Genomic DNA, 23,726 nt, shown 5'->3' on the forward strand with positions numbered 1-23,726 from the left:
GGGGGCGGAGCGGCTGGCGCCGCTATTGGAATTCCTTACGGAATTCCGCGCCAACTTGAATTCCCCTTCGGGGAATTCTCGGTGGGTTATGCAGCGCCCCTTCGGGGCGCTTGGTTGGCGTGTTTTGAATTCCCTTCGGGAATTCTTGGGTTGTGGGTTGTTAGCTCCCCTTCGGGGAGCGGGTATTCCCCTTCGGGGAATTGGTTGTGGTATAGGGCCGCGCCGTTGGCGCGTGCTTTGTGTGAGTGCGGGTGGTGGTGGGTTTGGCCCTTTCGGGGCCCTGGTGTGGTGGTGCATCAGTTCTCCGTGCCATGTAGGTTACCGGGTTTCAGTGTACTGCCTGAGCTGGGGGTTTGTCGTGCTGGGGTGTTCGGGGTGGGGTGAGGGTGCGGGCCTTCGGCCCGTGTTCTGGGTTGGCTCGGGCTGATTTCCGGGTGGGGTTTCTTAGGGTGTGCTGGCTGGTTTTTCTGTGGCGCCGTAGCGGGTTCGCCTGGGCTTTTTCTGGGTTGGGGTGGATTCCCGTTCCGGCAATCCTTCGAGGGGTGTTGGACACTTTAGTAGGGTGCCGCCGAGGCGGTTTATCATTTCTGTTTTTGGGTTGGTGTCGAGGCGTCGCAGAAATGGTTCTGATGGGGGTGTGTGGTGGTGCCATCGACCGTGCGTCAGGAATGCTTGTCTGACGTCATTTCAGAGATGCTATTTGCTGGCGGAATACGCGGGGGAAATTCGCCGGGCCTGTCTCCGGGCGGGCCGGGCCTGGGCTGGCGGCCGCCGACGAAGCCCAGGAGGGCCGGCCCTGCCGGGCCCGGCACCGGACCGAGGACGACGTCGACGCGAGCCGGACCGGGCGCGCACCGCCAGCTGCCGGCCACCGCGCCGACGTCGGCGGCGGGCACGAGCGAGCCCGAGACGGCGTGGACGCGGCCCGGGCACGGGCAGAGAGACGGCTTGCAAGCCAAAAACCCCCGGCTCACAGCCCACGACGGCGCCCGGCGGCGGGACAGGCCCAGGCCCCCGGAGAAAGGCCGTCACACGGCCGCACAGGCCCACGCAGACCGCCAGCCGAGGCGCTGGCTACATCGCCTCCCAGGGGATGTCACCACGGTGTGCCCACCGGCCGGTGGCGTCCGGCTCGTACCAGGACCGGCCGCCCGGGAACGCGCACCCTTCGGCGATGATGCCCACGCCCGGCTCCGGATCATCCGCGTCCACCATCGCGGTCATGCCGTCCAACGGGCCGCCGTGCAGGGTCACTTCCGTCCACCGGATCGCGTCCATGTCCACCATCATGCCCACCGCCGGGCCCCCCGGTGGGCTGAGTTGTCAATCCCGAGCTGACCAGCAGCGCAGCGGCTTGCGAGCCTGGCGGCATGATGTGGCCCATGACCGAGGCAGGCACCATCCCCGTCACCGCCCGCGTGGCCCACGGCACCAAGGAGCAGCTCCAGGAGCTCAAGCCGGTGTTCGCCGACGAACGGCGGCGTGCCCGGGAGATGCGAGGTGAGGAGCGATGGAGCACCGAAGGGCTGCGGGGGCGGGAGGCGGCGGGCCGACGGGCTGAGTGGCTGGAGCACCGGGCGCGGCTGCGCGACCGCGGCGAGCTGGTAGACACGCTGGATGTCCTGGTGGCACTCGGGGTGCGGGCCGAACTCGCCTCGCGTGGCTGGGATGTGGACTGGCCGCCGTTGCCGGCCGAGGCGCTGCTTCCCGGCCGCTGGCCGGGCTCGCGGGATGGTGGCTGGCCGGAGAAGGTGCCGCTGAGGCTGCCGGCCGGGCTGGTCACCACGGTGTGGTCTGCGTGCTGGCACACCAGCGCTGAGCCGATCGCGCAGCTGCGGGACTGGCGCGACCGCCACCCCGACGCCCTGCCCACCCGGGCCTTCCGCAGCCGGGGCGAGGACCAGGCGCTCGATGAGTACCAGCGGCTGGCCGCTCAGGTGACCACCGCCGGCGAGATCTGGCGGGCCGGAATTAAGCGCGGTCTCATGGACGTCGTCCCTACCGTCAAATAACGGATTGCAAGCTAAGAAGGACCTGGTCAGAGGGCATTTGGGTTGTTGCGGTGAGGGGGAATTCCTCGCTACCGTCATTGGGTCATGACGGAGTGTCGAGGGGATGCAATGACTGTGGGAGAGCTGACCGGCATTCAGCCCGGCCAGGACGAGCGGGAAGATGTGCGCGGCGCCGGCGAACCGGTCGCCGCGGCGGGCGGGAACGCCAGCGAGCAGGAGCCGACGGACTACTTCAGGTGGTCGGACGTGCCGTTCAGCCTCGCGTGCCGCTCGCAGCTGGCGAAGGCGGATCTGCCCCGAGAGCCGGGCGGGCCGGTGCGCGGCTACCTCAAGACGTCGGACTGGCGGGGGAAGAAGGACTGGCTGCCGCTGTTCGCGGTCAGCGAGTCGGTGCCCACCGGCGCGACCGGCGGGCAGCTGGCGGCCGCGGAACGGCGCAGCAGCGCGGTGCGGGAGTGCGGCGAGTGCGGGGCGCGGTGCCAGCAGCCGCTGCACGAGCGGGACGACGGCCGGCACCTGTGCCTGATGTGCGGCAAGATCGCCCGCGTCCGGGAGCGCCAGGCGCAGCTGCGCGAGCGCCGCGGCGAACTCGCTGTGTGGGCGCGCCAGCTGCTGGACGCCGGAGGGCTGGCGATCGTGTGGGTGACCGTGCACGAGGCGCCGCTCACCCCGGGCGGCCGTCGGCGGCCGCCGCTGGCCGCCCGGGTCCATGTCGTCGACGAGGCTGGGCAACGCCTGGCCGACGTCCTGGTCCGCCTGGCTGGCCCGAGGGCTGCGGGCGTGCCCGAGGGCGCCCTCCCGGCCGACGAGGGCGTCGCGGCGCTGGACGCGGCGTTCTCCGGGCGCCGGGCGGTGCTGTGGACGGACGGAGGGCTGGAGACCGTCACAGCGCGCCTGGCGGCCCTCGGGCACCCCCTGGAGCCTGTGGAGCGGGTGCGCAGGCCGGTGACGTGGAACGGGCCGGGAGGCGGGAGCTGGAGCGGGCAGGTTCGCGACTGCCTGGCCCAGTGGCGCGGCGAACTGCGCCCCGACACCGGCGAGCTGCTCGTGCCCTGGCCGCCCGGCACCGCCGACCGGCTCTGGCTCGCCCTGGCCCGCATCGCCGCGGGCGCGGCTGAGGACGGCTGATCGCGGCGGGCACAGGCCCGCCGACTTCCTGGTGCCCCGGCTCTCCGGTGAGGGCCGGGGCACCGCCATGTACCGGTGCAGTCCGGATCAGGTGTCGCCGCGAACGCGCCGGACCATCCGGCCCAGGCGGGTCCGGGGGCCAGCGAGTTCGCGGCGGCAGGCGGCGCAGAGGGCGGCCCGGTACGGTCACCATCATGACAACACGCCGGGCCCAGACCTTGTGGGAGATGTCCCTGACCGCCGGCAACCTGCTGGCCGACATCGGGAACCGCGAGACGCCGGGCGAGGAGGTCCCGCCCGCGCGAGAGCCCGTCGTCCTGCTGATCGGTGCCGGGATCCACCACCAGCTGGCCCGCCGCGGCCTTCTCGACGGAGACCTGGACATCGTCTGGGACACGACGCTGTTGGGCACCGACGGCTTGCTCGACACCCTGGAGCGCAGCGCCTACACCGTGCTGGAGGCATCCCCGGCCGACGAACCGTCCCGCACCGTGCGCGAGCAACTGCTCGCCACCGGAGCCAGCACCCACCCCGACGATCGCTACCGCTGGGAGCGGGTCCGCGCCGCCGCCACTGCGGCGGTGCGCGCCGCCGGAACCGAGGCGACCGCCTGGGCCCGCCTGCCCACCACCCTGCAGGACGTGATCGACGGCGAGCGCCGCCGCCGCCAACTCGCCCAGTTGGCAGAGCACTTCAGCGAGGAGTACTAATCCCGGTCCGGCCGACGCGCCGGACACGGCGCAGCACCCCAACGAAGCCGTCCGGCCGGACGGCTTCGTTGGGGTGCTGGCCCGCTGATAGCGTCGGTCAACACCGCATTGGAGGGGGCGCGTTGTGAACGACCTGATGGGTGGGCTTCCGCGACCGATGGTGGAGCGGATGGGCCGCATGAGCGGTATGGCGCTGCGGGGCGTCATCGCGCTGATCGATGGGGCACCCGATACCTTCGCCGCCCTGGTGGAGCGGATCGGTACCTGGGATGACGACCCTGGCCGAGTACCGTACCCGATGCCGCGTTACCGGTTCCCCACCCAGGAAGTCCTGCGGATCGTCAACGACTTCTTCAGCGTCGTCGAGAAGGCCGGCCCCCCGCTGCCCAACGAGGTCGTCGTGGAGGGTGCGCGAGAGCTTGTCGCGCGGTACGCCCCCGGGCAGTACCGCGAGGCCGCCCTGGCGAAGCTGGCCGCCTTCCCGGCCGGCGCGGAGCCGATGGACCTCTCCGGCGGCGAGGACGACGGTCCCGTCGACTTCGTCGTCGCCTCCGCTGCGGCCGCGTGGCTGGCCTGCGGTGCCGGCGGACGCATGGCCATGCCGCAGGCGATCCGGCTCCGCCTGCTGGAGCAGGTGCGCCGCGCGGAGAGCGCCGCCATCGGGGCCCCGGAGCGCGAACAGGTCAACCAGGTCAGCGATAGGGATGCGCTCGCCCTGCTGGCTGACCTGTACGACGAGGACTACGCCCGGCTCATTCCCGGCCCGCGGCAGCGCGGCCCGTGGGAGTGGGACATGCTCTCCGTTCTCAAGGAGCACCTGCTGGAGACGCCGGCGGATGCGACCACTCCCGAGCAGCGCGGGGAGCTCAAGGACAAGCTGCTCACCATCTTGCTGGCTGCCGCCGCCACTCAGACGAAGACGAAGCTCTCGGTGCGCACCGTGGGCAAGCGGGTCCAGCCCAAGCGGAAGCCGAAGCGCAAGCGCTGATCATCCGCGCCCGCCCAAGGGCACCTCAGCCAGCACGTCCCACCGGATCTCGCGGCGGTCGTGCCACTCAGCGACCAGCGACAGCGTCGTGACCTGCACCGTGACCGGCTCGCCGGGCAAGTCGGACAGCAACATCTTCAGGGCGCCACGGTTGGCCAGGTGCCCCTCCACGCCGGCATAGGCGTGCGAGAGGTGGGGGTACGAGCTCGCGGGGATGAGCGGCCACCGGTCGCCGACCACCGCGCGCTGCGCCTGCCAGGTCAGCTCCCACAACTGCCGGTGCGACCGGCCGGGGTAGCCCTTGCTTTCGATCGCCACGGTGCCGATGTCCGGGCGTGACAGCGTGAGCTCGAACGAGGCAAGGTCGGCGGCCCGCCTGGCCACCTCAGCGGCGAGCTGGTCGACTTCGGCCGCGCTCGCGCTGTCCTGCGGTCCGGCGTGCAACACGGTGATGTGCATCCACTCCGGCTTCACCGGGCACAGGCCGGGCTGCTCGGCCAGCGTGCGGTACGGCTCGTACAGGCGCTCACGGGCGAGCGGCCGAGGGGGGATCACCAGCCAGTGAAGATCTTTCCGAAGGGGTGGCCAGGCATGGCTACGGCTTTCGACCCGCGCGAAGAAATCCTCCATGCAATCACCCCTCCGGTCGGCGAATCCGCGCCCACGCTACCGAGTCTCGCCCCAAACAGCCCCGGGCAACCCCGGCCGGGTCTGGCTCGCCCTCGCCCGCCCGGAATCGAGCGTCGCGCGGACCCCGGTCTCACGGCACCCACCGGACGGCGGCGGTCTCAGCCATGAGTAGTGCCTTTCTGCCCTGTGATGATGGACGTGGTGGGGGTCAGGCTAGACCGAATGCGGGTCCGGATCAGGTGTCGCCGCGAACGCGCCGGGCCATCCGGCCCAGGCGGGTCCGGGGGCCGGCGAGTTCGCGGCGGCAGGCGGCGCAGTGGGCGCTGTCGGGGGGTGGGTGGTACTGCAGGGTCGGGTCCTGGCCCCAGAGGTCGTCGTGGCGGGGCTGGCCGCAGCGCTGGCACTGCTGACGGCGGGCTTCTTCCTCCGCTGCGGCGGCCTGCTGGGCGGCTTCTTCGTCCTCGCGCTGCTGGCGTTCTTCCTCGTATTGCCGGCGACGCTCGGCTTCTTCCGCTTCGCGCTGCTTGCGGAGTGCTACGTGCCGTTCCAGGTAGTCGTCGTGGGTGTTGTGGTTGGTCAGCGCGGCCGCGAGTGTCTCGCCGGGCTGGTGTCCGTAGCGCCACCAGATCGGGCCGTAGGGCCCGTGCTGCTTCAGCCGCGCGAGGGTGGTGACGATGATCGGGATCGTGTCGGCGTACTCGCGCCAGCCGTCTTCCTCGCGTGCCTCGGAGCGCCAGCCGTTGTAGGACTGCCAGCGGGCGGCCCAGTGGTCGCGGGTGAGGTCGTGGACCTTGTTCATGCGGTTGTTCAGGGAGCGCTCGCCGCCGCCGGTGAACACGATCGCCACCGGGGGGTGGCCCTCGCGGTCGTCGTCGGCGTAGAGGGTGCGCCAGTACGGGATCTGCTTCTCTCCGAACTCGCCGCCGTAGTCTTTGGTCTTGCGGCGGAAGAACCGGCGGTAGCGCTCGAACTTCGCGGCGATCCGCTCCGGGGTCTCGTTGCCGTTGTCCACCTCCAGGCACAGCAGCGGCAGTGGCGGGTCCGTCTCGGGGGCGACGAGGACGGCGTCGGCGCGCGGGCTGCCCTTGGAGGGGGAGGACACCGAGCCGGTGATGGGCAGGACCACCTCCGTCGTCCAGCTCGCGACTGTGCCGATCCCCGGCGGCCGCTCCTCCTGCTGAGGGATGCCGGCCAGCGGCTCCTGGTCGACGTCGTCGTGCTCCTGGCCGTCGTCGAGGACGTCGTCGTCGTCCTCGGGCTGCGGGCGGGGCTGGATGAACGCCAGGATCGCCTCGTTCACGGCCATCGGGTGCTCCGCACCATGCCGGCCCGCGCCGCGGCCGGTGCTGCCCATGTCCCGGTCTTCGGGAAGCACCTGCGCCGCGGCGTCCAGCCCGGCCGGGGTGAGCCGCCACAACTTCTTCGACCTGGGCTCGCGGTTGCCCGGCCCCTTCTTGGCCGCCGTGGCCTTCGGGATGGCCTTCTGGCCGCGTTTGGGCGGCTTCCGGCGCGGGCCCTGGGTCCAGCCGTCGGAGACGACCAGGCCGTGCTTGTGCAGGTCTCGCAGCGCGTTCCGCAGGCCCGTGGCGTCCCGCCAGCCCGGCCGCGTCAGCCGCCAGAGCTGGTCGGCCGTCGCCACCTTCCACACGCCCAGCGCCGCCAGCACGTCACCGCGCAGGCGCGATGTCGAACCTCCGGGGTAGAGCTTGGATCCCACCGGCCGTCACCTCCGTTGTCGCTGTCCGTCGTCCCCGGCCGCCGGCCCGGTGCTCGCCGCCTCCCTCACTTCCTCCCCCGGGCAACCCCACCTAATAGGGGTGTCGGGGTTTTGCTGACCCCTTGTCCGGCCGAGTGACCAGGGGAAACACTTAGTTGGCAGAGAGGTATGGCGGTATTGGAAACAATATTGAGGGTGCTATGGATACGTGTATGGACGACGCCGGGTTCCCGAAAGGTTGACCACCGGCTCGACTCGCGTGGGCGGGACGGCTGCCGCCCCCGATTCTGCCGAGAGCTCGCTCTTCCCCCAGGCGGGCGTCGCGAGCAGTACCGCGGGCGGAGAGTCGGCAACGGCCCGCCGTCGGCCGGCCGCAGCCGGAAGCGAAGTCGGCCGCGGGGTTCCCGCGGGGATCGGGGCAGCGCCCCTCGGTGGGCACGAGGTGGTCTTGCACAAGGTGTCCCAGAGCTAGCTGACGGCCCCGCACCCGGCGCCAGGGCGTGGACTAGGACGGCCACGCCAGGAGGCGCCGGGCAGCGCACGCGGAGGTGCCGGAGTTCCGGGGCTGCGCCGATCAGATGCGCCAGGTGCGGATGCGGTCGGCGGCGTGCAGCAGCAGTCAAGGACCAGCCCTGAGAACGAACGGGCAACAGAAGGCGGGCACTGCGGGCGAAAGGCGTGGACGCTAGTGCGGAACCGGCCGCTGCACAAGTCAACCACTAATGTGTGACGCACTTCACACTACGGATGTGATAGTGTGGCGGCCTGTTGCGGCCGACTTGCCCCTTTTTGCCGTAAACGCAAATGTGAGAGTGTAGCCACGCCGCACGATTCCAAATCCGCGGAAGAAGACGCCGGACACGAGAAAGGGCCCCACCCTCTGCCAGCAAGCTACAGGTGAGGCCCGCGCCGCTGCGGACCAGAGCCCCCGGCCGGTTCAGGCCGGGGGCTCTGGCATGTCAGCCCAGGAACTCCCGCGCGATCCGATAGATCGCGTAGAACGGGCCGACCCAGCGCACCCGGTTGAACCACCGGTCCACTGTGTCGCAGCGGCGTCCCTCCGGCTTCTCAGCCATGCGGGACCACCCTTCTGGAATCCAACGTTCGTGGACTCCCGAGACCTCCACGAAGCTCCATCGGGGTGTGGCCCACCACCTTACCCGCGCAAGCGGGCACCGGATTCGACCCCATGCCTCATGTGCGGCAAATCGGGCAAGCACGCAGGGAGTTGGAAGCCTGCTGCCTCACGCGCGCCCCGTGCGCACCTCAGCGACCTGTTCAGCCATCGGCTCAGCCGCGGACCGCAGTCACGAAGGCACCGTGCAGGGAACGAAGGCCCAACCCGCCGGTACACCCCTCACCGGCCATGCACTCCTTACCGGCACCGGTGATTCCTCGCCAATCCTTGCCAGGTGACACGACGGGTGCCACAGCCACCCGGCAGGCCCTTCACCACTGGTAATTCCCCAAGCACATTGCCCGCGCACGATTCCCGCGCAGGCAGAAACAGGCCACCTACGAACATTCATGCCGGACCGTCCCCCGCTATCACCCCCGACACCAGGAAAGGCCCCCGCCCTCGGGGGCCTTTCACATGCCCGGCCGACACCGGGCATCAGCAACCACGCCCCGCAAAGGAGCACCATGCCCACACGCCGCCGACACCACCCTCGCCGCCCCAACACCCAGCGGCCGCCCATCAGCTCCCGCCCGGCCGTTGCCGGGCAGGAGATCACCCGCGGCATCCTGCATGGCGCCGCCTCGACAGCCGTCCGCGTCCTCCTCGACCTCGGCCGGAGCCAGTAACCACACGGGCTACATCCGCCACGGAGGAGAGGCGGCCTCACGCCGGCGGGGTCGCCGGTGAAGACCCACGCAGCCGGGGGAAGCCGGGTCGGCTGTTTCGCCGCTGCGGAGCCCCACGTTCGGCCCGGCGGCCCCGATGCTGACCAGCACCCCCTGGACCAGGGCTTGACCACTTTGGTCAAGCCTCTTGTCCGCACCCGATTTGTGGGTTGACCATCCTGTGTCCTCCCGGAATGTCCGTGACTGGGATCACCCGTTGCCGGGCCGCAGGTGCCAGCGTCCGTCCGGCCGTTCCCGTCGTTGGCACCCGTGCCAACGGGTGGCAACCGTCGTTGGCAGGGGTGGCAACTCGTTGGCACGGAGCCGTTGCCACCCCCCTGTTCCGGGTGGCAACGGCTCCGGTGGCGGCTGATCAGTTGGGCTTCCAGCCGCGGATCTCCAGGTTGGTGATGTTGGCATCGGGATGGATGCGGCCGGTCTCCACCAGCCAGCCGCGCACCGCGGCCGTGACGTCGCCGCCCGCGGCCTGGACGCGCTGCTGCCACTCGCGCGCGTCCAGGCCCGCTTCCCAGCCGGGGGCGGGCGCGCCGCCGTAGGCGCGCTCTTCCGTGCCGTCCCGGCGCTGGACGACGTTGCGCTTCAGGCCGGGTGAGTCGGCCATCCGGCCGGCGGAGTGCACGTAGTCGCGCTTTCGGGCGCGGACGGTGAACGCGATCTTCCCGTCGACGGCGGCGGTGTTGTCGATGACCGGGCGCAGCCGGGAGGCGCCGGAGGCGATGTGCTGGCGTCCGGCGCGGGCCAGCCGCGAGTTCCCGGGGGTCTCGATCTGCTCCTTCACCCGGACGCGGGCCGTCTTGCCGCCCTTGGTGCGGCGGCGGGTGGTGTGGCTGGCGGCGATCCCGCGAAGGTCATCGACATCCCGGATGCCGCCCTGCACGGCGCGCACCGCGGCGTCGAGGGCGGGGACGAGGGAGGCGCCCTTGCCCTTGGTGAAGAACTGCGAGACGAGCGAGCTGTTGCGCCCGAGGATCTCGCCGACCTGCTTCCTGCTGTAGCCGGCGTCCAGCAGCTGCTGGGTGAGGCGCGCCGCCTCACCGGGCTGTCCCTGCGGGCTCACGCCGCGGCCTCCTCGAGCTCATCTTCGTCCTGGTCGCAGTCGTGGTTCGACCAGGTCTCGCTGCCGTCGGCCCAGTACGCGTCTCCGGACGTTCCGCAGTCGTGGCAGTACCACTCGCCGTACCAGCTGACGTCGCCATCCTCGCCGCAGTCATGGCCGGCACCCGGGCTGTCCTCGTCGTCCCACAGCTCTTCCGTCCCGGCGGCCGCGCATCCGTCGCATTCCCAGCGGCCGCCCCACGTCACCTCGCTGCTCACCGGCCGCCCGCCTGCTCGTCGGCGAGGTGGGCGCGCCCGAGGGACTGCAGGACGAAGAACTCCTCCTCCGTAGTGGGCGGCGTGAGCGGGCCGGGCAGGTGGCCCTTGAGGAGGTAGTCGCCGGGCTGCCCGTGGTAGGGCCAGGCCGGGTTGGCGGTGGTGTAGATGGCGTCGGTGCGGAACGCCACGACCGAGCCGGGCGGGAGGTGGAGGGCGCCGACGTGGACGTCGTCCTCGCGCATCCGCATGGACAGCAGCGCCGCCCTGGCGCCCGACCACACGCCGGCGGCCCATTCGGGATGGGCGTAGGGGTCGCGGGCGAACCCGGCCTGCCGCTGCCAGGTGATGTGCTCGCCGTCGGCGCCGATGATCTGCGCGCCGGCCGGGACCTGGTCCTCACGCCCCACTGGCACGGTGCCGGTGGTGGTGCGGGGCCGCTGGGCGAACCCGCCGATCCCGAACAGCAGGATCGACCTGACGGCGCGTGAGGCGAGGCGGGCGGCAGTGCGCTGCTGCTCATCACCGTGGAGTTCGGCGAGCGCGCGCAGCGCGGCCCAGGCGTCCTTCAGGCGGGTGGACCACTCGCGCAGCGGGGTGCCGGACTCCCACAGCAGCCCGTCCAGGATCTCCACCCGCCACGGCATCAGGTGGTTGCGCAGGGCGAGGTTGATCTCCGCGCCGCCCGCCCAGGTGGTGAAGGTGCGGCCGGGCTCGGCGGGGTAGTGCCAGGCCCGCTCGCCTGGCGCCGGAAGCAGCCCGACGTGGTTCCAGCCTTCGGGGACCGTGACCCGCACCTGCCAGTGGGAGGGCGCGAACAGCGCGTTCGTCTGCTCCTTCTCGCTCATGGCGGCGAACACCGCGGCGGTGACACGGCGAGGAACACCGACACCCGAGGCCCAGGTGTGCTTGGCGTAGGCGAACGTCCTGTCGAGCTCGGTCAGCTGCGGCAGTTTCTCCGGCACGCGCGGCGGGACCAGGAGCTCGGTGCGGCCCTGCCCGGCCGTCGCGTGCAACAGGCCGCGGATCTCCTCCGACATCACCGGATAGCCCTCAGTCCACTTCGAGCCGGGCTTCGTCGGGATCGTGCGGGACCACAGGTCGCGGCCGGTCTGCGAGGGGGAGCCCATCAGCACGACGTCGGGCCAGCCACGGTGCAGCTCCTTCCACAGCAGCACGAACGCGTCCCGCACCGTGGCCGGGTCGGCGCCTTCGGGGTCGACCCACTCGGCGACGGAGCGGATCTCGGTGTGCTGGTCACCGCGCTGCCACCGCCCCACCGGACGGCGCTCGTGAACCAGGTGGCCGGCCATCCGGTCCTTCCCTCGCGTCGACTCGGTCTTCCAGCCCTCCGGCAGCGGGGCGTTCAGCCACGCCGCGACCGCGTCCCGCAGGTACGCGTACCTCTCGGCATCCCGGTGCCATGGGTCACCGGCAGTGATGTAGATCCGCTCCACGCTGGCGGGGATCGTGGCGTAGACAGCGGTCAGGATCTCCCCCACCGACCCGCTGCCGAGCTCGAGGCGCACCGTGGTGTCCCGGTGGACCAGAACGCCAGTACTCGCGTCGAGGAACGCCATCTGCCGCGGCTGCTGGACGAAATTCGGCCGGGTCGAGGTGAGGTTCGGCGTGGCAGCGATCCATCGGTCGCCGTCCTCACCGGCCGGGATCGACGGGAGCACCTTCTGCGCGCCCTCGGGGGAAGGCGCGGCGGCGGGCGTCGACGGCGGCGCGGCCGCGGCGGCGGGGAGCTCCTGGCCGTCGGCGGCGGGGCGCAGCTGCGCAACCGCGCCTTCGGGTTCGACGTCCGGGACCGGGACGGGCCGCTGCTCGGGGACGTCGACCGGCACCTCCGGTGCCGCCGCAGCGTCCGGCGCGAGATCCGGGGCCAGACCGACGACATCGGCGATGGACAGCCCGGCGGCCGGGGCGAGCCGGTCCGCCGTCGCCTTGTCGTAACCGGCGGCCTGCCGGACCAGACGGTCCCGTTCTGCGGCCAGCTTCTCCATCTGCCGTTGCACCGGCTTCAGTGCGTCCCGGACGGCGCGCAGCTCGGTGAGCGTGGCGTTGTACGCCTTGCTGTCCATCAGTAGTCCTCCCCCGAGTGCTGGTCCATTTCCTGCTCGTAGACGGCGAGTTCGGCCAGGATCGGGGCGAGCGCCTCCCGGGCCTGGAGCGGGGTGATCTCGCCGGTGGTGATCGACTCGAGAAGCAGGACGACCGCAGGAATTTCGATCATCGCGCCCCATCCGGCCACGTCTCGCCGCTGCTCGGGGTAGGCCAACCCTGCATTCGCGTGCACCGAGTGAATCGTCTTACCGCCCGCTGTGATGGGCTTGCGGAAGTTGATCGCCATCAGAAGCCGCCTTCCATGTTGACGAACCGGCAGTAGTGCAGCTGCGCGGCGACCGTGGTCGTGCCGGTGGGCCCGCCTCGGTGCTTGGCCACGATCAGGTCGGTCTCGCCCGCGCGCGGGTGTTCCTTCTCGTAGGCGTCCTCGCGGTGGACCAGGATCACGATGTCGGCATCCTGCTCCAGCGAGCCGCTTTCACGGAGGTCGGAGAGCATCGGCTTCTTGTCGGAGCGCTGCTCGGGCCCGCGGTTGAGCTGGGCAAGCACCACCACCGGCACCCCGAGGTCCTTGGCCATGAGCTTGATGGACCGGCTCATCTCGGAGACCTCAACCTGCCGCGACTCCGGCCGGGACCGCCCCGACTGCAGGAGCTGGAGATAGTCGATGACGACCAGGTCCAGGCCCTGCCGTTGCTGAATCCGGCGGCACTTGGCCTTGATGCCCGTCACCGTGGCCACGCTGGCGTCGTCCAGAAGCAGCGGAGCCTCCTGGAAGGAGGCCATCGCCTTCGCCAGGCGTTCCCAGTCGTCGGCGGTCATGCCGTCCTTGGCCTTGATGTGGTGCAGCGCCACCTTGGCCTGCGCGGACAGGCAGCGCAGCTGGAGCTCGCGGCGGGACATCTCCAGGCTGAAGAACGCGACGGTCCGGCCGGCGGTGATGGCCGCGTGCCGGGTGATGTCGAGGGCGAGCGTCGATTTCCCGAGCCCGGGCCGGCCAGCGACGATGACCATCTGGCCGGGCAGCAGGCCGCCGGTCAGCCGGTCGAAGTCGAGGAAGCCGGTCGGGATCCCGGTCTCCCGTTCCCCGCGCTGGAGGGCCTCGATGTCGTCGACCAGGTCGTCGGAGTCGGCCCCGATCGGGATGGTGTCGGTGTCGGCGCGCTGCAGGACTGCCGCGTTGATCTCGGCGGCGGCCGCGTCCTGGATCGCCTCGATGTCGCCTACGCCGGCGTATCCGAGCTGGGTGATCCGGGTGCCGGCCTGGACCAGGCGGCGAAGCATGGCCTGGTCGTACACGATCTCGGCGTAGTACGCAGCGTTGGCCGCCGTGGGGACGACGTTGACCAGCTGGTGCAGGTATCCGGCGCCGCCGACCTTGGCGAGCGCGCTCTCCTTGGTCAGCGCCTGGGCGACGGTGATCGGGTCGGCGGGCTCTCCCTCGTTGAACAGGGCAAGGATCGCGGTGTAGATGGTCTCGTGCGCGGGCTTGTAGAAGTGGCTGGCGTCCAGGACCTCAACAACGTCGGTGATGGCGTCCTTCGACAGCAGCATGCCGCCCAGCACCGACTGCTCGGCATCGAGGTCCTGCGGGGGAACCCGTTCGAACGCGGCGCGTTCCGGGCTGTCGTACTCGGTGGGTACGGTGGTGGTGTTCATCGGTCTCCTGCCCGGCGCATCGGATGGGGATCAGCGGGCCGCCTCTCTCGCGAAGGGGCGGCCCGCCTGCTTTCACGGCCCGAGTCGGTCACGGCTGATCACCGGCCTCGGGGAAGTGCTCTTCGAGACCCTTGAGGGCCTGGGCGCGGCGCTGCTCGAACTCCTCAGCACCACGGACCTGCGCGGCCTGCCGCGCGGCCGCGCGGCCGCGGCGGGACCGAGGGGGGCGCGGGCGCCTGACGGGGGGCGCGAGGAAATCGTCCAGCTCCTTCCCGCGACGCTGCGCGGCCTGCCGGGCACTCGCCCTGGCGGCCTCAACGGCGGCGGGATCGGTGTTCCGTTCGGCATCCGGCGTCGGTGCGTCGCCCGCGCGGCACGGCGGGCATGTCGCGGCGTCCCGGCCTGGGTGGTACGGGCAGCGGTCAGCAGCGGGACCAGCAGCTGCGGAGCCAGCGGATTGGCGCGGCAGGTCCTCGATCCGGCCTTTGAGGAATGCCTTGAGGCTGTGGATCTTCTCCGGCGGGTTCTCCGTCAGCTTGGCGGTCAGGGCGAGGGTGAAGTTCCAGCCCTGGACGGCGGTGACGTCGGCCAGCAGCGGAGCGAGTTCCCTCGTCGTTCTCAGTCCGCATGCCCACCGTCCGGGCAGGCCTGCAAGGAACTCCGCGGCTGCGTGCACCCGGGCAGGGTCCTGCGCAGCGCGAATCTCCTCCTCCCCCTCCGTCTGTGACGTACGGGCCGTAGGGATGCGTGGGGGACTGGAGGGGGAGGAGGTTTCCACCTCCTCCTGGGGGGGTGTGGGGGGGAACGCCTCACCGGTTCCCGGAACGCCGGAAGCGGTTCGACCTGCGGGAATGCGGCTGCCACCGCTTCCCGGAACGCCGGATACGGCGTTTCCGCTTCCGGCGTTCCGGGAAGCGGTCCGACCTGCGGTTTTATCGATTCTCGGCTTCTCGGCGTCTTCCGCTTCCGGCGTTCCGGGAAGCGGTCCGACCTGCGGCGATGCGAGCGGCGACGCAGGGTCGTCTTCGGGCCTCCACGGCTCCGAAACGGGCATGAAGTCCGGGTTGTAGGCCGGCTGCCGGTAGACCTCGTACCGGACCGAACCGAACTGACCGGGCTTCCCGCCGTCCTCCACCCGACGCACGAAGCCGGCCGTGATGAGCCGGTTCACCGACTGGTAGACGGCATCTCGCCCCACGAGCGCCTTCGCGTTCTTCGCCGACCGCACCCCTTCGGCCTGAAGCCCGAGCCACAGATCCTTCACCGTGACCGGCCGATCCTCTTCCAGCGCGAACAGCATGTGCAGGAGCACCACGTAGTCCAGCGAATGTGTCAGCCCCGAGCCGAAGACCATGTGGCGCAGCACGGTGGTCGCGGGCGCCGGTTCCGCGCCGCGGACGATCGCAGCGGTGTCCTCGAGGGCGTGCTCACTCATTGAGCACCCCCGAACTCCTCAGCGGCCTGCCCGAGAGCGGCGAGGGCATCGACCTTGGAGAAGTCGAACCACTCGCCCCGGACGCGTCGGTCTGCGAAGCGGTCGTGCAGGAAGGCCTCCAGCTCCACCCCGCCGCGCGTCGACCACAGCAGCTCGAGCGCAACAGGAGAACCGGTGCGCAGCACCTTCAGGCGGGCCTGTGGGTTCTCGCTGCGGCCGATCTTTACCCTGCCGCGGCCTGCTTCCCGAATCGCGTAGACAAAGCAGGTGCGCTTGGGAGCCGGCTGCTTGGCCTGCCGGGGAACGCGGGGGTGAGCGGACTGTCGAGCCGCACATGGTGTCCGGCGCACCGCGAAAACATCGTCTTCGATTTCCTCGAGGTGGCCGGCCCTTCGCAACCGCGCGAGGATCTCGGCGAAACGCTTGCCGTCCACCCGCCAACCGGCGTCTTCCACGTCCGCCAGCAGCTCGCCAGCGGTCGCATCAGCGTACGGGGGGCGCAGCAGGAGCCAAGCGAGAATGCCGAGGTCCTCGGGCTGCAACGCCCTGTCGGACACGACCTCCGCAGGAAGCACGGCGTACTCGGGAGGCTCTTCGGGACCCGGCCTGAGGATCAGGGAGTCCGACGTGATCACGTTCACCACGTCACCCCCCGCAGCTCCTGGTGGCGCGCGGCGCGGCGGTGGGTATGGATGGGGGCGATGTCGGGGAGGCTGGCTTGGCCGGCGACATAGATGTTCGTCACGCCCGACCAAGGGATCACCAGGGGGCGTTTGTGACCGGCCAGTGCCGGTGAGTTCTGCGAGAGGTGCGTCACACCCCATAGAGGTGTGCGCGCAGCGATCCGTGTGACCGTCCTCGCCGGGAAATATGTTACGGCAGGCGGGTGGCCTGCCGGGTAGTGCTGATTTGACACGTACGGTCCCTGATGTTCAGGGAGCCGCGATCAGCGGTTCTGTGACCCAGGCCACCACATGCCTACTCCTGCTGGGCATCGCGTGTGGTGGCGCCGTATGCTGTTGGGTAGGTGACCACACGGGCCCTGGAGGTCCAGGCACCCAGCGCGGTCACCGCGCTGACCACGACTCCGGAGCTTGCCGGCGGGGAGTCGTTGCTGAGGAGGCCGTCCTGTTCCAGCAGGGCGGCCATCAGCTTTTTACGGGGGAAGCACGAGGGCTGCAGAAGACCGGAGCGCGGCGGACGACGCACGCGTGACACTCGGCCGGGACATCAGGATCACCTCCGTTGCTTCCCCGTCGTGATCGGGTACTCGGACGCACCACCATGCCATACCCACCCCACACGACACGCCCGAACCGCGAAGACGGTGACCTGTCGCGCCGTCAGGCACGGCGCTTGCCAGGCGGTCTTCCAGGCTGGTCACGGTGACTCCTGCGACTGCATGCCGCCTCTGATCGCCGCGATCGCCTGTCGCAGATCCACGGCGGCCGATGATCCGCGGAACCGAGGGGCGGCGAGCAGCGCTTCGACCCGCGACGCCCGCTTGACGATCCACGAGATCTGTTCCTCTGCCGGGAGCGTGAGGATCGGGGCCATGGCTGCGGCGGCGCCCTCGACGTTGTTTTGCTGGACGCGGGCCGTAGCCACGTAAATGTGGGCCAGACGCTCATCGTCGAGGGAGCGCTCCGCCACTGACATCCGTTGCCACGAGGCGATCGCTGACAGCGCCTCCCGTTCGGCGCGTTGTGCGTCACCTGGGCCGCCAGGCCAAATAAGGCTTGATCCGGCGTAGTAGCGGCGCTTGGTGTCGGAGAACGCGAAGAGGCCCGGTACGGAGTCCGGGCGGTCGACAGACTCGTGAACTCGCTCGGCCTCGTCCAACGCAAAGTTCGCACCACGGGAGTCACCGAGGTTCGCCAGAGATTGCGCACGGCCGGACAGGAGCCGAGCCACGCCGGTGCCCGGTACCCCAGGCTGGGCCCGAGCCAGCCCGTCTTCTACGAAGTCGATAGCAGCCGCGTAGTCGCCTTGGAACCGGCTGATCAGGGATTGGGTACCGCGGCTCCACAGCAGCAGTTCGGTATCGCCCGCGAGCTGCGCACAGGAGGCAGCAGCCTGCGCGTGCTCCAGTGCGCTGTCAGGTGCTCCCAGATCGAGTGCGGCGTACGCCAGAATGCCGGAAAGCCGCCCGGCGACGATCAGAAGGTCAGTGCGCTGGCCCGGACCGTGGCGGTGGTCTCGCAAGCGGGAGAAAACATCTCCGCGCAGGGCATGCGCGCGGTGCAGCATAGGCCCAGGCGGAGACGCGAGGTAGTCGATAGCCGTTTCCTCGACGCCGCTGTGAAGGTCGTCGAGTTCCAAGTCTGCCAGGGCGGCGAGATCACGCGACGCGGCGAGGGCGGCGGCGAGGGTCTTGCGGTTAGCCGCCTGGGTGCGCCGGTCAGTCTCTTCTCGCTCGAACGCGGCAACCAGCGCGCCTGCCGCAGAGAGCGCTTCATCAGCGGCTATCGCGAAGTCGGCTGTTGCGGCACGCCGACCGTGCTCGATGTGGTGGATGTGGGCGCGGTCGTAGTGAGTGAGATCCGCGAGAGCGCCGTAGCTCAGGCGGGCAGCGCTGCGGTGCTGACGTAGCAGCTCCGCGAATTCTGCGGATGAGGCCATGTCGCCATCCTGTCGCCGAACGAGCCTGGTTGGAGGGGGGGACGTGTTGTCAGGAGTCAGTGACCTGGCCTGACAACAGGCCCTGGCGCCCAGACAACAGGCAGCACCTTGGATACGGAGCGCGAGAGTGTTGCGCTGAATCCATGAGCGTTAGCAATCGGTATCACGCTGCTTCCTGGGGAAGTGGCAGGTCGTCGTACACCAGCTCCACCCGATCGGCAGGAGCAATTACCCGCAGCAGCTCAAGTGGTCTTCGCTCAGCGCTTATCGTCAGACGGGTCACCTCGAAGACAGGGACTCGCCCGCCGATTCGCAGCCGACCTGCCTCCTGCTCGGTGGGCAGCCGAGCCTTGACTCTTTCGTTCACCGCAGCGGGACGGTGGCCCAAGGCGATGAGCTGGCGATACACACCGCCTTCGATCTTCTTCTCCTTGGACAGCGGGGTGTCTCTGGCGATGTCGGGCGGATACCACGCGTCCTGGGTTTGCACGACATCGTCAGAGCCGATCATGGCAAGTCGGCGGCGGTATACAGCCTCTGTCTTCGCGGGAAGTTGGAGCAACCGTGTCGAGGATTCAGAGATCCTCACGGCTGGAGCCACCAAGTCAACCACCATGCGACCGTCCAAGCCCCGTTCGGCACAGGCGGTCTCCCACGGCCCTTTGGTGCCGCCGGGCTCGATCACACGCGAGTATCGGCTGAGCGGGAGGGGCACGAGAGTGCGGCTGCGCACCACTGTCCCGCGTTTCCGTACCGGCACCACGAGCCCTTCGTCGGCCAGGATGGCCACGGCTCGGCGCAATGTGAGACGCGAAGCTCCGTACTCGCGTTCGAGTTCAGTGAGGCGCGGCAGGTTCGCCCCCTCGGGGAACTCCCCTGCGTTGACGCGTTTCCGCAGGTCGTTGGCAACCTCGCGATACCCGGGCATGGCCCCTCCTCTCCTGACGCAGACTGCGCGGTTAAGGGTACCTGTATTGACAGGCTGAGGTGTGGTCGGCAGTATCTGATTAGGGGTACCACTAACGCAGGGTGTCTGCGTGGATGCGGCACCTCCATGTCAAAAACGGCTCCCCGGTTCTGCCAAGACCACCGGGGAGCCGCGACCGAAGCGTGTTCGTCCCGATGAGGAGAACGACTCCGATGAACCCGATTCTCACACCTCGCCCGTCGGCTGGGCAGCGCGGCATCCGGCCGTCGCCGGCGGATGCGCTGGCCGCGGCGTTCGAGCGGCACGCCGACATGCTGGTCGGCTACATCCGTACCGATCTGGCTGCCGGGGACTGGCAGCTGGCCCGGGACGCCGAGGACGTGGCCGCCGACGCGTGGCTGCTGATCGTCGAGAGCGCTGGCCCTGTTGAGGGCCGGGTGCTCGATGCGGACTGGCTGCGGCTGATCGCCCGTGCCGCGGTGCGCCGCTACCTCGACAGGCGGGGGCCGGAGCGGCCGGTGGGGCTGCGCGGCGTTCGGCTGGAGCACGGCACGGCGGAGGACGGGTTCGAGGACCTGGTCCTCGACTCGTTGCCCGCCGACCCGGTGCCTGCTGACCAGTTGCGCGTGGCGCCGGTGCGGGCCCTGTCCCGGCGTGGTGTTCCGGCCGCGCGTGAGGCGGTGGCGGCGTGATGACGACGATGTTCGAGTCCCGCGCGCTCCGGCAGGAGGCGCACGCGGTGAGCGCGGTCCGCCGCACCGGTGACGCGCGCCGCACCCGGATTCGGTTCTATGCCGAGTTCTACCTGCGCGGCCTGGCCCGCGGCCACCGTGCCGCTGACGCCCGCGACATGTGGGGTACCGACCTGGTGCGCCTGCTCGGGGTCGCCCGCCCGGTGGACCTGCCCGCCCTCGCACGGGCGGTGCTCGCCGAACTGGACGCCCGGGTCGACCGGCTGACGGCCGCCGCGGAGGCGACCGGCCAGCCCGCGCTCGTCGCGCTGGCCCACATGCTGGGCATCGACCTCACCGCGCACTACGAGGCCGACCTGTCCGACGACGGCGGGGCCACCTGGCAGGCGTGGGCCGGGCTCGGCACGCTCACCGGCGCCGAGGTCCGCCGCGACGCGGCCGGCATCCTCACCGAGGGCGGGCAGGCCCGAGCCGACGGCCCGGCCGTCCTGCTCCACTCCCCCGGCGGCGGGCTGACCCGCTGGACCCCGACGGCCCGGGCGGAGGTGGCCTGATGGCGGACTTCGGTAAGCACACGCACGGGCCGAACTTCGGCCGCCGGGTGGCGGGTTGCCCGCGCTGCGACGAACTCGAGGCCGGAGCCGAGCCGGTCCGCTGGACGCGCGGCTGGCAGCGCGAGCAGGAGACCCGGAACGACGCCATCCGGCAGCACGCGCACGAGAAGCACTTCGCGCCCGGCGGCCCGCACGCCCGCCGCGAGTGTGGCCCGGTCTGCACGTTCGGGGACTGGTGACCATGGCCGAGACGATGAACGCCAGCCGGGTGCATGCCCGAGTCGCGGCGACGACATGGCTGTGTGCCGCGCTTGTCGCCGCGGGTGTCGCCTGGACCGCCGGGCTGACGGCGGCGTGGTGGCAGCAGGCACTGCTGGCGGTGCCCGTGCTGGCGGTGATCGCCGCCGACCTGCGGGGCGCGGGCCCGGTGATCGACGCCCGGGTCGCGGTCGTGCACCTGCTGACCGCCCTGGGCTGGGTGCAGACCCCGCTCGCGGTCGCGGGCGGAGCCTGGGCGGCAGGGCTCGGCGCGGAGGCGTCGACGCGGCTGGCACTGGCCGGCGTGGTCCTCGCAGTCGTCGCGCTGTTCCGCACGGCCCCCTCTTCTACTGCGCCGGAAGGAAGTGCCCAATGAGCGAGCAGATGATGACGGCGGAGCGGCTGGTTGAGGTCGAGCGGTTGCGGGCGAGCAACGCCGAGTTGGAGCGGGTGAGCGACGAGGCGTTGGCGGAGCGGGATGCGCTCCACGACCGGCTCGATGAGATGGCCGCCGCGGTCGCTCCGATCGAGGAGATCGGCGAGCACTCCTCGCACAACGACCCGTGGGCGAACGCGCTTGACCTGATCACCCCGGCCGCCGAGGTCGAGCAGATGCGGGCGCGGGTCGCCGAGTTGGAGGCCGAGGCCGACCGGCTGGCAACGGACCGCGCCCGGTGGATGAACCGCTACTACGAGGAGTCCCGCACCTACTGGGATGCCGAGCTGCCGCCGGGCGGCGAGTGCTGTGCGGACTGCGGGCAGCCGGTGGAGTCCGAGCCGTGCCCCGAACACCATCCGGCGACCGTCGCCGAGCGCCTGCGGGGCCGTATTGCCGAGTTGGAGCGGCGTCCGTTCGGCGCCGAGGTGCTCCGCATGGCTGCTGGCGAGACGGAGAAGCTGCGCCGCTTCGAGCGGGTGAGTGGACCGCGCTGGGCCGCGCTGTCGTCGGAGGAGCTGCGCGAGGCGCGCCTGCTGGAACAGCGCCACCAGATGGACCCGCTGGACGGCGCGTTCGCCGAGCTGGCGATCCGGCACTGCAGCGGGACCGGGATCAATGAGCCTGCGGGAGGTGGGCTGTGAGTCTGACGGAGTTCCAGGAGTCTCGCCGGCAGGACCGGATCGCGGACCGGGAGCAGGAGCGTGAGGACCGGCGCCAGGCGGAGGAGGCGCGGCTGCGGCGGGAGGAGCAGCAGCGCCAGGAGCGCCTGGAGCTGAAGCGCCTGTCGGTGGAGGAGGCCGACCGGCGGCGGGAGCAGGACCGGGCGGACCGGCAGGCTGCCGCGGAGGAGAAGCGGCGCCGGGCGGAGGCGGAGCGGCAGGCGAAGGCTGCTGCCGCGAAGGAGCGCGCCCGGCAGAAGAAGCAGGCCGCGAAGGAGCGGCGGGAGCGGTGGCAGAAGCGCCTGGTGGCGGTGCCGGCCTGGGTGGCCGAGCACCTGGATCTGGCGGCCGCGCTGGTGGTGATGGGCTGCTCGATCGTGCCGGCGCTGATCTCGCAGGCGTCCATGCTGGGCGAGACCGGGCTGAACCCGCTGATGGTCGGGATGCTGCCGGTCATGCTGGAGTGCGCCGCGTGGGCGGCGACGGCCGGCGAGACGAAGGCGCTGAAGGCGCGTCGGTCGCCGTGGCTGTACCGGGTGGCGATCTACGGGTTCGCGGGCCTGGCGGCGGCGATCAACTGGACGCACGGCCGTGACATCGGCGGGGCCGAGCACGGTACGGCGCTGGGCGCGGTGCTGGCGGCCTCCAGCATCATCCCGATCCTGATCTGGCAGCTCGTGCAGGCCGGCCGTCACCGTGAGCTCGCCCTGCGGCAGCGCGCGGAGCGCAAGGCGCGGCGTCAGGCGCGTAAGGACGAGCACCTGACCCGCAAGCAGCGGCAGGAGGAGCTGCCGGAGGTGTGGGCGGTTGCTCAGAAGCTGCGCGCGATCGCGGGGCGGGCGCGCCTGTCGGAGGAGGACGCGTGGCTGGCCGCGTGGTCGGTCCGCGAGGCGGCTGGCGTGGACCTGCCGCAGGAGTTGCTGACGCTGCTGTCGGCGGATCTGCTCGGGCTGAGGGTTGACGCGGAGTCACGAGTGGCGGAGGCGCTGGCGGACCTGTCTCTTGCCCGCGACCTGCGGCTGAAGGTGTCCGTCAAAGCGCCGCCGGAGAGCCCCGAGGGGAGCGCTGCGGAGTCCGTCAGTAGCGCGTGGACGGTGTCCGCGAACGGGTCAATTACCCCCCCTACCGGGGGTGTTGAGGAGGCCGCGACGGCCCTCGTGAAACGCCTGGAAGGGCCCCTTTTGCGGAGGGAGGTTTCCACACAATCTCCGCAGATCACCCCGTCCGTCCCCGCGCCCGCGCGAACGTCTAAACCCGCGCCTGCGCCCGCGCATGACACGCGCAAAAAGCAGCCCGCACGGACCTCCTCCGACGGCCAGACCGGCACCAAGAAGCGCACTGCGCGGAGCACTGTGCGGACCCTGTCGCCGGGCGCGAAGAAGGCCGCAGCGGAGACCGCGCGACGGGCCACCGCGGAAGAGAACGCGGACATCGAGGCGTGGATCGCGGACCAGCTGCGGACCGGCACCGATGTCACCCGCAGTGACGTCGAGCAGGAGACCCACCGCCGCCGTGTCGCACTTCACGGCGTGCGGAAGGCCGAGATGCCGGGCAAGACCTGGTGCTACGACCGGATCGGCGCCGCCAAGCGCGCGGCCGGGAAGGCTGCCTGATGCCGCGGACGAACATGCGGTTCTGGGACCCGACCGGCGCCAGGTACGGCCTGCCGACCTGGCCCTGGACGCTCGGTCCGTCCCCGGACCACATGGCCACCGAACGCCAGCTGAAGGCCCGGGGCCTGCGCCCCGGCGGACAGGACCCGACCGGCCAGCTCGGATGGCTCCGGGGCGGCGAGGAACGCTTCGCCGCACTGTACCCGGTCGAGCTGGCCCTGCCGAAGCGGCCGATGACCCCAGCGAAATGGGCCGCCGTCCGGAAGGCCTGCGCGGCCCGCCGGATCTGCCCGGACTGCCGTCGGGACGTCGGCTACGAGCCCAGCCGACGACTGGGCGCCTGCAACGACTGCACCGCCAGCGGCAGTTACGCCGCCGCTGCCTGACCAGCCAACTGAAGAACCGACGCGGGACGGGGTCACCGGTCTCAACCGA

Annotated in this window: 25 protein-coding genes; 12 read left to right on the top strand and 13 right to left on the bottom strand. The window is 70.7% G+C overall.

Annotation, left to right across the window (positions count from 1 at the left end; translation table 11 throughout):
* Positions 1–1,074: 1,074 nt before the first annotated feature.
* Positions 1,075–1,278, bottom strand: coding sequence for a hypothetical protein (locus STBA_RS34915; protein WP_077063873.1), 204 nt, complete (start codon positions 1,276–1,278; stop codon positions 1,075–1,077).
* 104 nt (positions 1,279–1,382) lie between these two features.
* Between STBA_RS34915 and STBA_RS34920 the strand changes: the two genes are divergently transcribed.
* The 4 genes from STBA_RS34920 (at position 1,383) to STBA_RS34935 (ending at position 4,838) form a co-directional block, all read left to right on the top strand.
* Positions 1,383–2,012 carry a hypothetical protein gene (locus tag STBA_RS34920; RefSeq protein ID WP_077063822.1) on the top strand — a complete coding sequence of 210 codons (630 nt, stop codon included), beginning with the start codon at positions 1,383–1,385 and terminating at the stop codon, positions 2,010–2,012.
* A 108-nt stretch (positions 2,013–2,120) separates the two neighbouring features.
* Positions 2,121–3,140 carry a hypothetical protein gene (locus tag STBA_RS34925; protein WP_077063823.1) on the top strand — a complete coding sequence of 340 codons (1,020 nt, stop codon included), beginning with the start codon at positions 2,121–2,123 and terminating at the stop codon, positions 3,138–3,140.
* 194 nt (positions 3,141–3,334) lie between these two features.
* Complete coding sequence (locus STBA_RS34930; protein WP_143659651.1) at positions 3,335–3,850, top strand: hypothetical protein; 516 nt, start codon at positions 3,335–3,337, stop codon at positions 3,848–3,850.
* A 169-nt stretch (positions 3,851–4,019) separates the two neighbouring features.
* Positions 4,020–4,838 (top strand): hypothetical protein, encoded by an 819-nt coding sequence (locus STBA_RS34935; RefSeq protein WP_143659652.1) that lies wholly within the window; start codon positions 4,020–4,022, stop codon positions 4,836–4,838.
* On the opposite strand, the gene STBA_RS34940 is transcribed toward STBA_RS34935, so the two are convergent.
* Positions 4,839–5,468 carry a 2'-5' RNA ligase family protein gene (locus STBA_RS34940; RefSeq protein WP_077063826.1) on the bottom strand — a complete coding sequence of 210 codons (630 nt, stop codon included), beginning with the start codon at positions 5,466–5,468 and terminating at the stop codon, positions 4,839–4,841.
* Positions 5,469–5,703: 235 nt separating this feature from the next.
* Positions 5,704–7,185, bottom strand: a complete 1,482-nt coding sequence (locus STBA_RS34945; RefSeq protein ID WP_077063827.1) for a replication-relaxation family protein — start codon at positions 7,183–7,185, stop codon at positions 5,704–5,706.
* Between the two features lie 1,644 nt (positions 7,186–8,829).
* Between STBA_RS34945 and STBA_RS38185 the strand changes: the two genes are divergently transcribed.
* A complete protein-coding gene (locus tag STBA_RS38185) occupies positions 8,830–8,991 on the top strand; it encodes a hypothetical protein (RefSeq protein ID WP_171987925.1) in 162 nt (53 codons plus the stop codon).
* Between the two features lie 412 nt (positions 8,992–9,403).
* On the opposite strand, the gene STBA_RS34950 is transcribed toward STBA_RS38185, so the two are convergent.
* The 10 genes from STBA_RS34950 to STBA_RS34990 form a co-directional block, all read right to left on the bottom strand.
* Positions 9,404–10,108, bottom strand: a complete 705-nt coding sequence (locus STBA_RS34950; protein WP_077063828.1) for a hypothetical protein — start codon at positions 10,106–10,108, stop codon at positions 9,404–9,406.
* On the bottom strand, positions 10,105–10,365 hold the full coding sequence (locus STBA_RS34955) for a hypothetical protein (protein ID WP_107485301.1): 261 nt from the start codon (positions 10,363–10,365) through the stop codon (positions 10,105–10,107). The genes STBA_RS34950 and STBA_RS34955 overlap by 4 nt, the downstream gene beginning before the upstream one ends.
* Positions 10,362–12,449 (bottom strand): hypothetical protein, encoded by a 2,088-nt coding sequence (locus STBA_RS34960; RefSeq protein ID WP_077063829.1) that lies wholly within the window; start codon positions 12,447–12,449, stop codon positions 10,362–10,364. Before STBA_RS34960 ends, STBA_RS34955 begins: the two co-directional genes overlap by 4 nt.
* Entirely contained in the window at positions 12,449–12,718 is a 270-nt protein-coding gene (locus STBA_RS34965; protein WP_077063830.1) for a hypothetical protein, read from the bottom strand. The genes STBA_RS34960 and STBA_RS34965 overlap by 1 nt, the downstream gene beginning before the upstream one ends.
* Entirely contained in the window at positions 12,718–14,091 is a 1,374-nt protein-coding gene (gene dnaB / locus STBA_RS34970) for a replicative DNA helicase (protein ID WP_077063831.1), read from the bottom strand. The genes STBA_RS34965 and dnaB overlap by 1 nt, the downstream gene beginning before the upstream one ends.
* An 88-nt stretch (positions 14,092–14,179) precedes the next feature.
* Positions 14,180–15,526 (bottom strand): hypothetical protein, encoded by a 1,347-nt coding sequence (locus tag STBA_RS34975; RefSeq protein WP_077063832.1) that lies wholly within the window; start codon positions 15,524–15,526, stop codon positions 14,180–14,182.
* Positions 15,523–16,167 (bottom strand): GIY-YIG nuclease family protein, encoded by a 645-nt coding sequence (locus STBA_RS34980; RefSeq protein WP_171987926.1) that lies wholly within the window; start codon positions 16,165–16,167, stop codon positions 15,523–15,525. Before STBA_RS34980 ends, STBA_RS34975 begins: the two co-directional genes overlap by 4 nt.
* 337 nt (positions 16,168–16,504) lie before the next feature.
* Positions 16,505–16,675: a hypothetical protein gene (locus tag STBA_RS38190; RefSeq protein ID WP_171987927.1), complete on the bottom strand. Its 171-nt coding sequence runs from the start codon at positions 16,673–16,675 to the stop codon at positions 16,505–16,507.
* Between the two features lie 231 nt (positions 16,676–16,906).
* On the bottom strand, positions 16,907–18,148 hold the full coding sequence (locus STBA_RS34985; RefSeq protein ID WP_077063834.1) for a helix-turn-helix transcriptional regulator: 1,242 nt from the start codon (positions 18,146–18,148) through the stop codon (positions 16,907–16,909).
* A gap of 163 nt (positions 18,149–18,311) precedes the next feature.
* A complete protein-coding gene (locus STBA_RS34990; protein WP_077063835.1) occupies positions 18,312–19,076 on the bottom strand; it encodes a GntR family transcriptional regulator in 765 nt (254 codons plus the stop codon).
* Between the two features lie 212 nt (positions 19,077–19,288).
* On the opposite strand from STBA_RS34990, the gene STBA_RS34995 reads away from it, so the two are divergent.
* The 7 genes from STBA_RS34995 to STBA_RS35025 are packed head-to-tail and all read left to right on the top strand — an operon-like array spanning position 19,289 to position 23,677.
* The gene (locus STBA_RS34995) at positions 19,289–19,768 is read left to right on the top strand and encodes a hypothetical protein (protein WP_077063836.1); all 480 of its coding nucleotides are present in this window, start codon (positions 19,289–19,291) and stop codon (positions 19,766–19,768) included.
* Positions 19,768–20,322 carry a hypothetical protein gene (locus STBA_RS35000; RefSeq protein ID WP_077063837.1) on the top strand — a complete coding sequence of 185 codons (555 nt, stop codon included), beginning with the start codon at positions 19,768–19,770 and terminating at the stop codon, positions 20,320–20,322. The genes STBA_RS34995 and STBA_RS35000 overlap by 1 nt, the downstream gene beginning before the upstream one ends.
* Positions 20,322–20,561 carry a hypothetical protein gene (locus STBA_RS35005; protein ID WP_077063838.1) on the top strand — a complete coding sequence of 80 codons (240 nt, stop codon included), beginning with the start codon at positions 20,322–20,324 and terminating at the stop codon, positions 20,559–20,561. Before STBA_RS35000 ends, STBA_RS35005 begins: the two co-directional genes overlap by 1 nt.
* A gap of 2 nt (positions 20,562–20,563) precedes the next feature.
* On the top strand, positions 20,564–20,956 hold the full coding sequence (locus STBA_RS35010) for a hypothetical protein (RefSeq protein WP_077063839.1): 393 nt from the start codon (positions 20,564–20,566) through the stop codon (positions 20,954–20,956).
* Entirely contained in the window at positions 20,953–21,660 is a 708-nt protein-coding gene (locus STBA_RS35015) for a hypothetical protein (RefSeq protein WP_077063840.1), read from the top strand. Before STBA_RS35010 ends, STBA_RS35015 begins: the two co-directional genes overlap by 4 nt.
* On the top strand, positions 21,657–23,291 hold the full coding sequence (locus STBA_RS39375) for a MerC domain-containing protein (RefSeq protein ID WP_077063841.1): 1,635 nt from the start codon (positions 21,657–21,659) through the stop codon (positions 23,289–23,291). Before STBA_RS35015 ends, STBA_RS39375 begins: the two co-directional genes overlap by 4 nt.
* Positions 23,291–23,677: an RRQRL motif-containing zinc-binding protein gene (locus tag STBA_RS35025; RefSeq protein ID WP_077063842.1), complete on the top strand. Its 387-nt coding sequence runs from the start codon at positions 23,291–23,293 to the stop codon at positions 23,675–23,677. The genes STBA_RS39375 and STBA_RS35025 overlap by 1 nt, the downstream gene beginning before the upstream one ends.
* Positions 23,678–23,726: the final 49 nt, after the last annotated feature.

The sequence above is a fragment of the Streptomyces sp. MP131-18 genome (assembly GCF_001984575.1).
Classification (GTDB): Bacteria; Actinomycetota; Actinomycetes; order Streptomycetales; family Streptomycetaceae; genus Streptomyces; species Streptomyces johnsoniae.

Coding starts and splice junctions, on each gene's coding strand:
- STBA_RS34915 (WP_077063873.1), bottom strand. CDS start 1,278: ATGGACGCGATCCGGTGGACGGAAGTGACCCTGCACGGCGGCCCGTTG.
- STBA_RS34920 (WP_077063822.1), top strand. CDS start 1,383: ATGACCGAGGCAGGCACCATCCCCGTCACCGCCCGCGTGGCCCACGGC.
- STBA_RS34925 (WP_077063823.1), top strand. CDS start 2,121: ATGACTGTGGGAGAGCTGACCGGCATTCAGCCCGGCCAGGACGAGCGG.
- STBA_RS34930 (WP_143659651.1), top strand. CDS start 3,335: ATGACAACACGCCGGGCCCAGACCTTGTGGGAGATGTCCCTGACCGCC.
- STBA_RS34935 (WP_143659652.1), top strand. CDS start 4,020: ATGGGCCGCATGAGCGGTATGGCGCTGCGGGGCGTCATCGCGCTGATC.
- STBA_RS34940 (WP_077063826.1), bottom strand. CDS start 5,468: ATGGAGGATTTCTTCGCGCGGGTCGAAAGCCGTAGCCATGCCTGGCCA.
- STBA_RS38185 (WP_171987925.1), top strand. CDS start 8,830: ATGCCCACACGCCGCCGACACCACCCTCGCCGCCCCAACACCCAGCGG.
- STBA_RS34960 (WP_077063829.1), bottom strand. CDS start 12,449: ATGGACAGCAAGGCGTACAACGCCACGCTCACCGAGCTGCGCGCCGTC.
- STBA_RS34965 (WP_077063830.1), bottom strand. CDS start 12,718: ATGGCGATCAACTTCCGCAAGCCCATCACAGCGGGCGGTAAGACGATT.
- dnaB (WP_077063831.1), bottom strand. CDS start 14,091: ATGAACACCACCACCGTACCCACCGAGTACGACAGCCCGGAACGCGCC.
- STBA_RS34975 (WP_077063832.1), bottom strand. CDS start 15,526: ATGAGTGAGCACGCCCTCGAGGACACCGCTGCGATCGTCCGCGGCGCG.
- STBA_RS38190 (WP_171987927.1), bottom strand. CDS start 16,675: ATGGCCGCCCTGCTGGAACAGGACGGCCTCCTCAGCAACGACTCCCCG.
- STBA_RS34985 (WP_077063834.1), bottom strand. CDS start 18,148: ATGGCCTCATCCGCAGAATTCGCGGAGCTGCTACGTCAGCACCGCAGC.
- STBA_RS34990 (WP_077063835.1), bottom strand. CDS start 19,076: ATGCCCGGGTATCGCGAGGTTGCCAACGACCTGCGGAAACGCGTCAAC.
- STBA_RS34995 (WP_077063836.1), top strand. CDS start 19,289: ATGAACCCGATTCTCACACCTCGCCCGTCGGCTGGGCAGCGCGGCATC.
- STBA_RS35000 (WP_077063837.1), top strand. CDS start 19,768: ATGACGACGATGTTCGAGTCCCGCGCGCTCCGGCAGGAGGCGCACGCG.
- STBA_RS35005 (WP_077063838.1), top strand. CDS start 20,322: ATGGCGGACTTCGGTAAGCACACGCACGGGCCGAACTTCGGCCGCCGG.
- STBA_RS35010 (WP_077063839.1), top strand. CDS start 20,564: ATGGCCGAGACGATGAACGCCAGCCGGGTGCATGCCCGAGTCGCGGCG.
- STBA_RS35015 (WP_077063840.1), top strand. CDS start 20,953: ATGAGCGAGCAGATGATGACGGCGGAGCGGCTGGTTGAGGTCGAGCGG.
- STBA_RS35025 (WP_077063842.1), top strand. CDS start 23,291: ATGCCGCGGACGAACATGCGGTTCTGGGACCCGACCGGCGCCAGGTAC.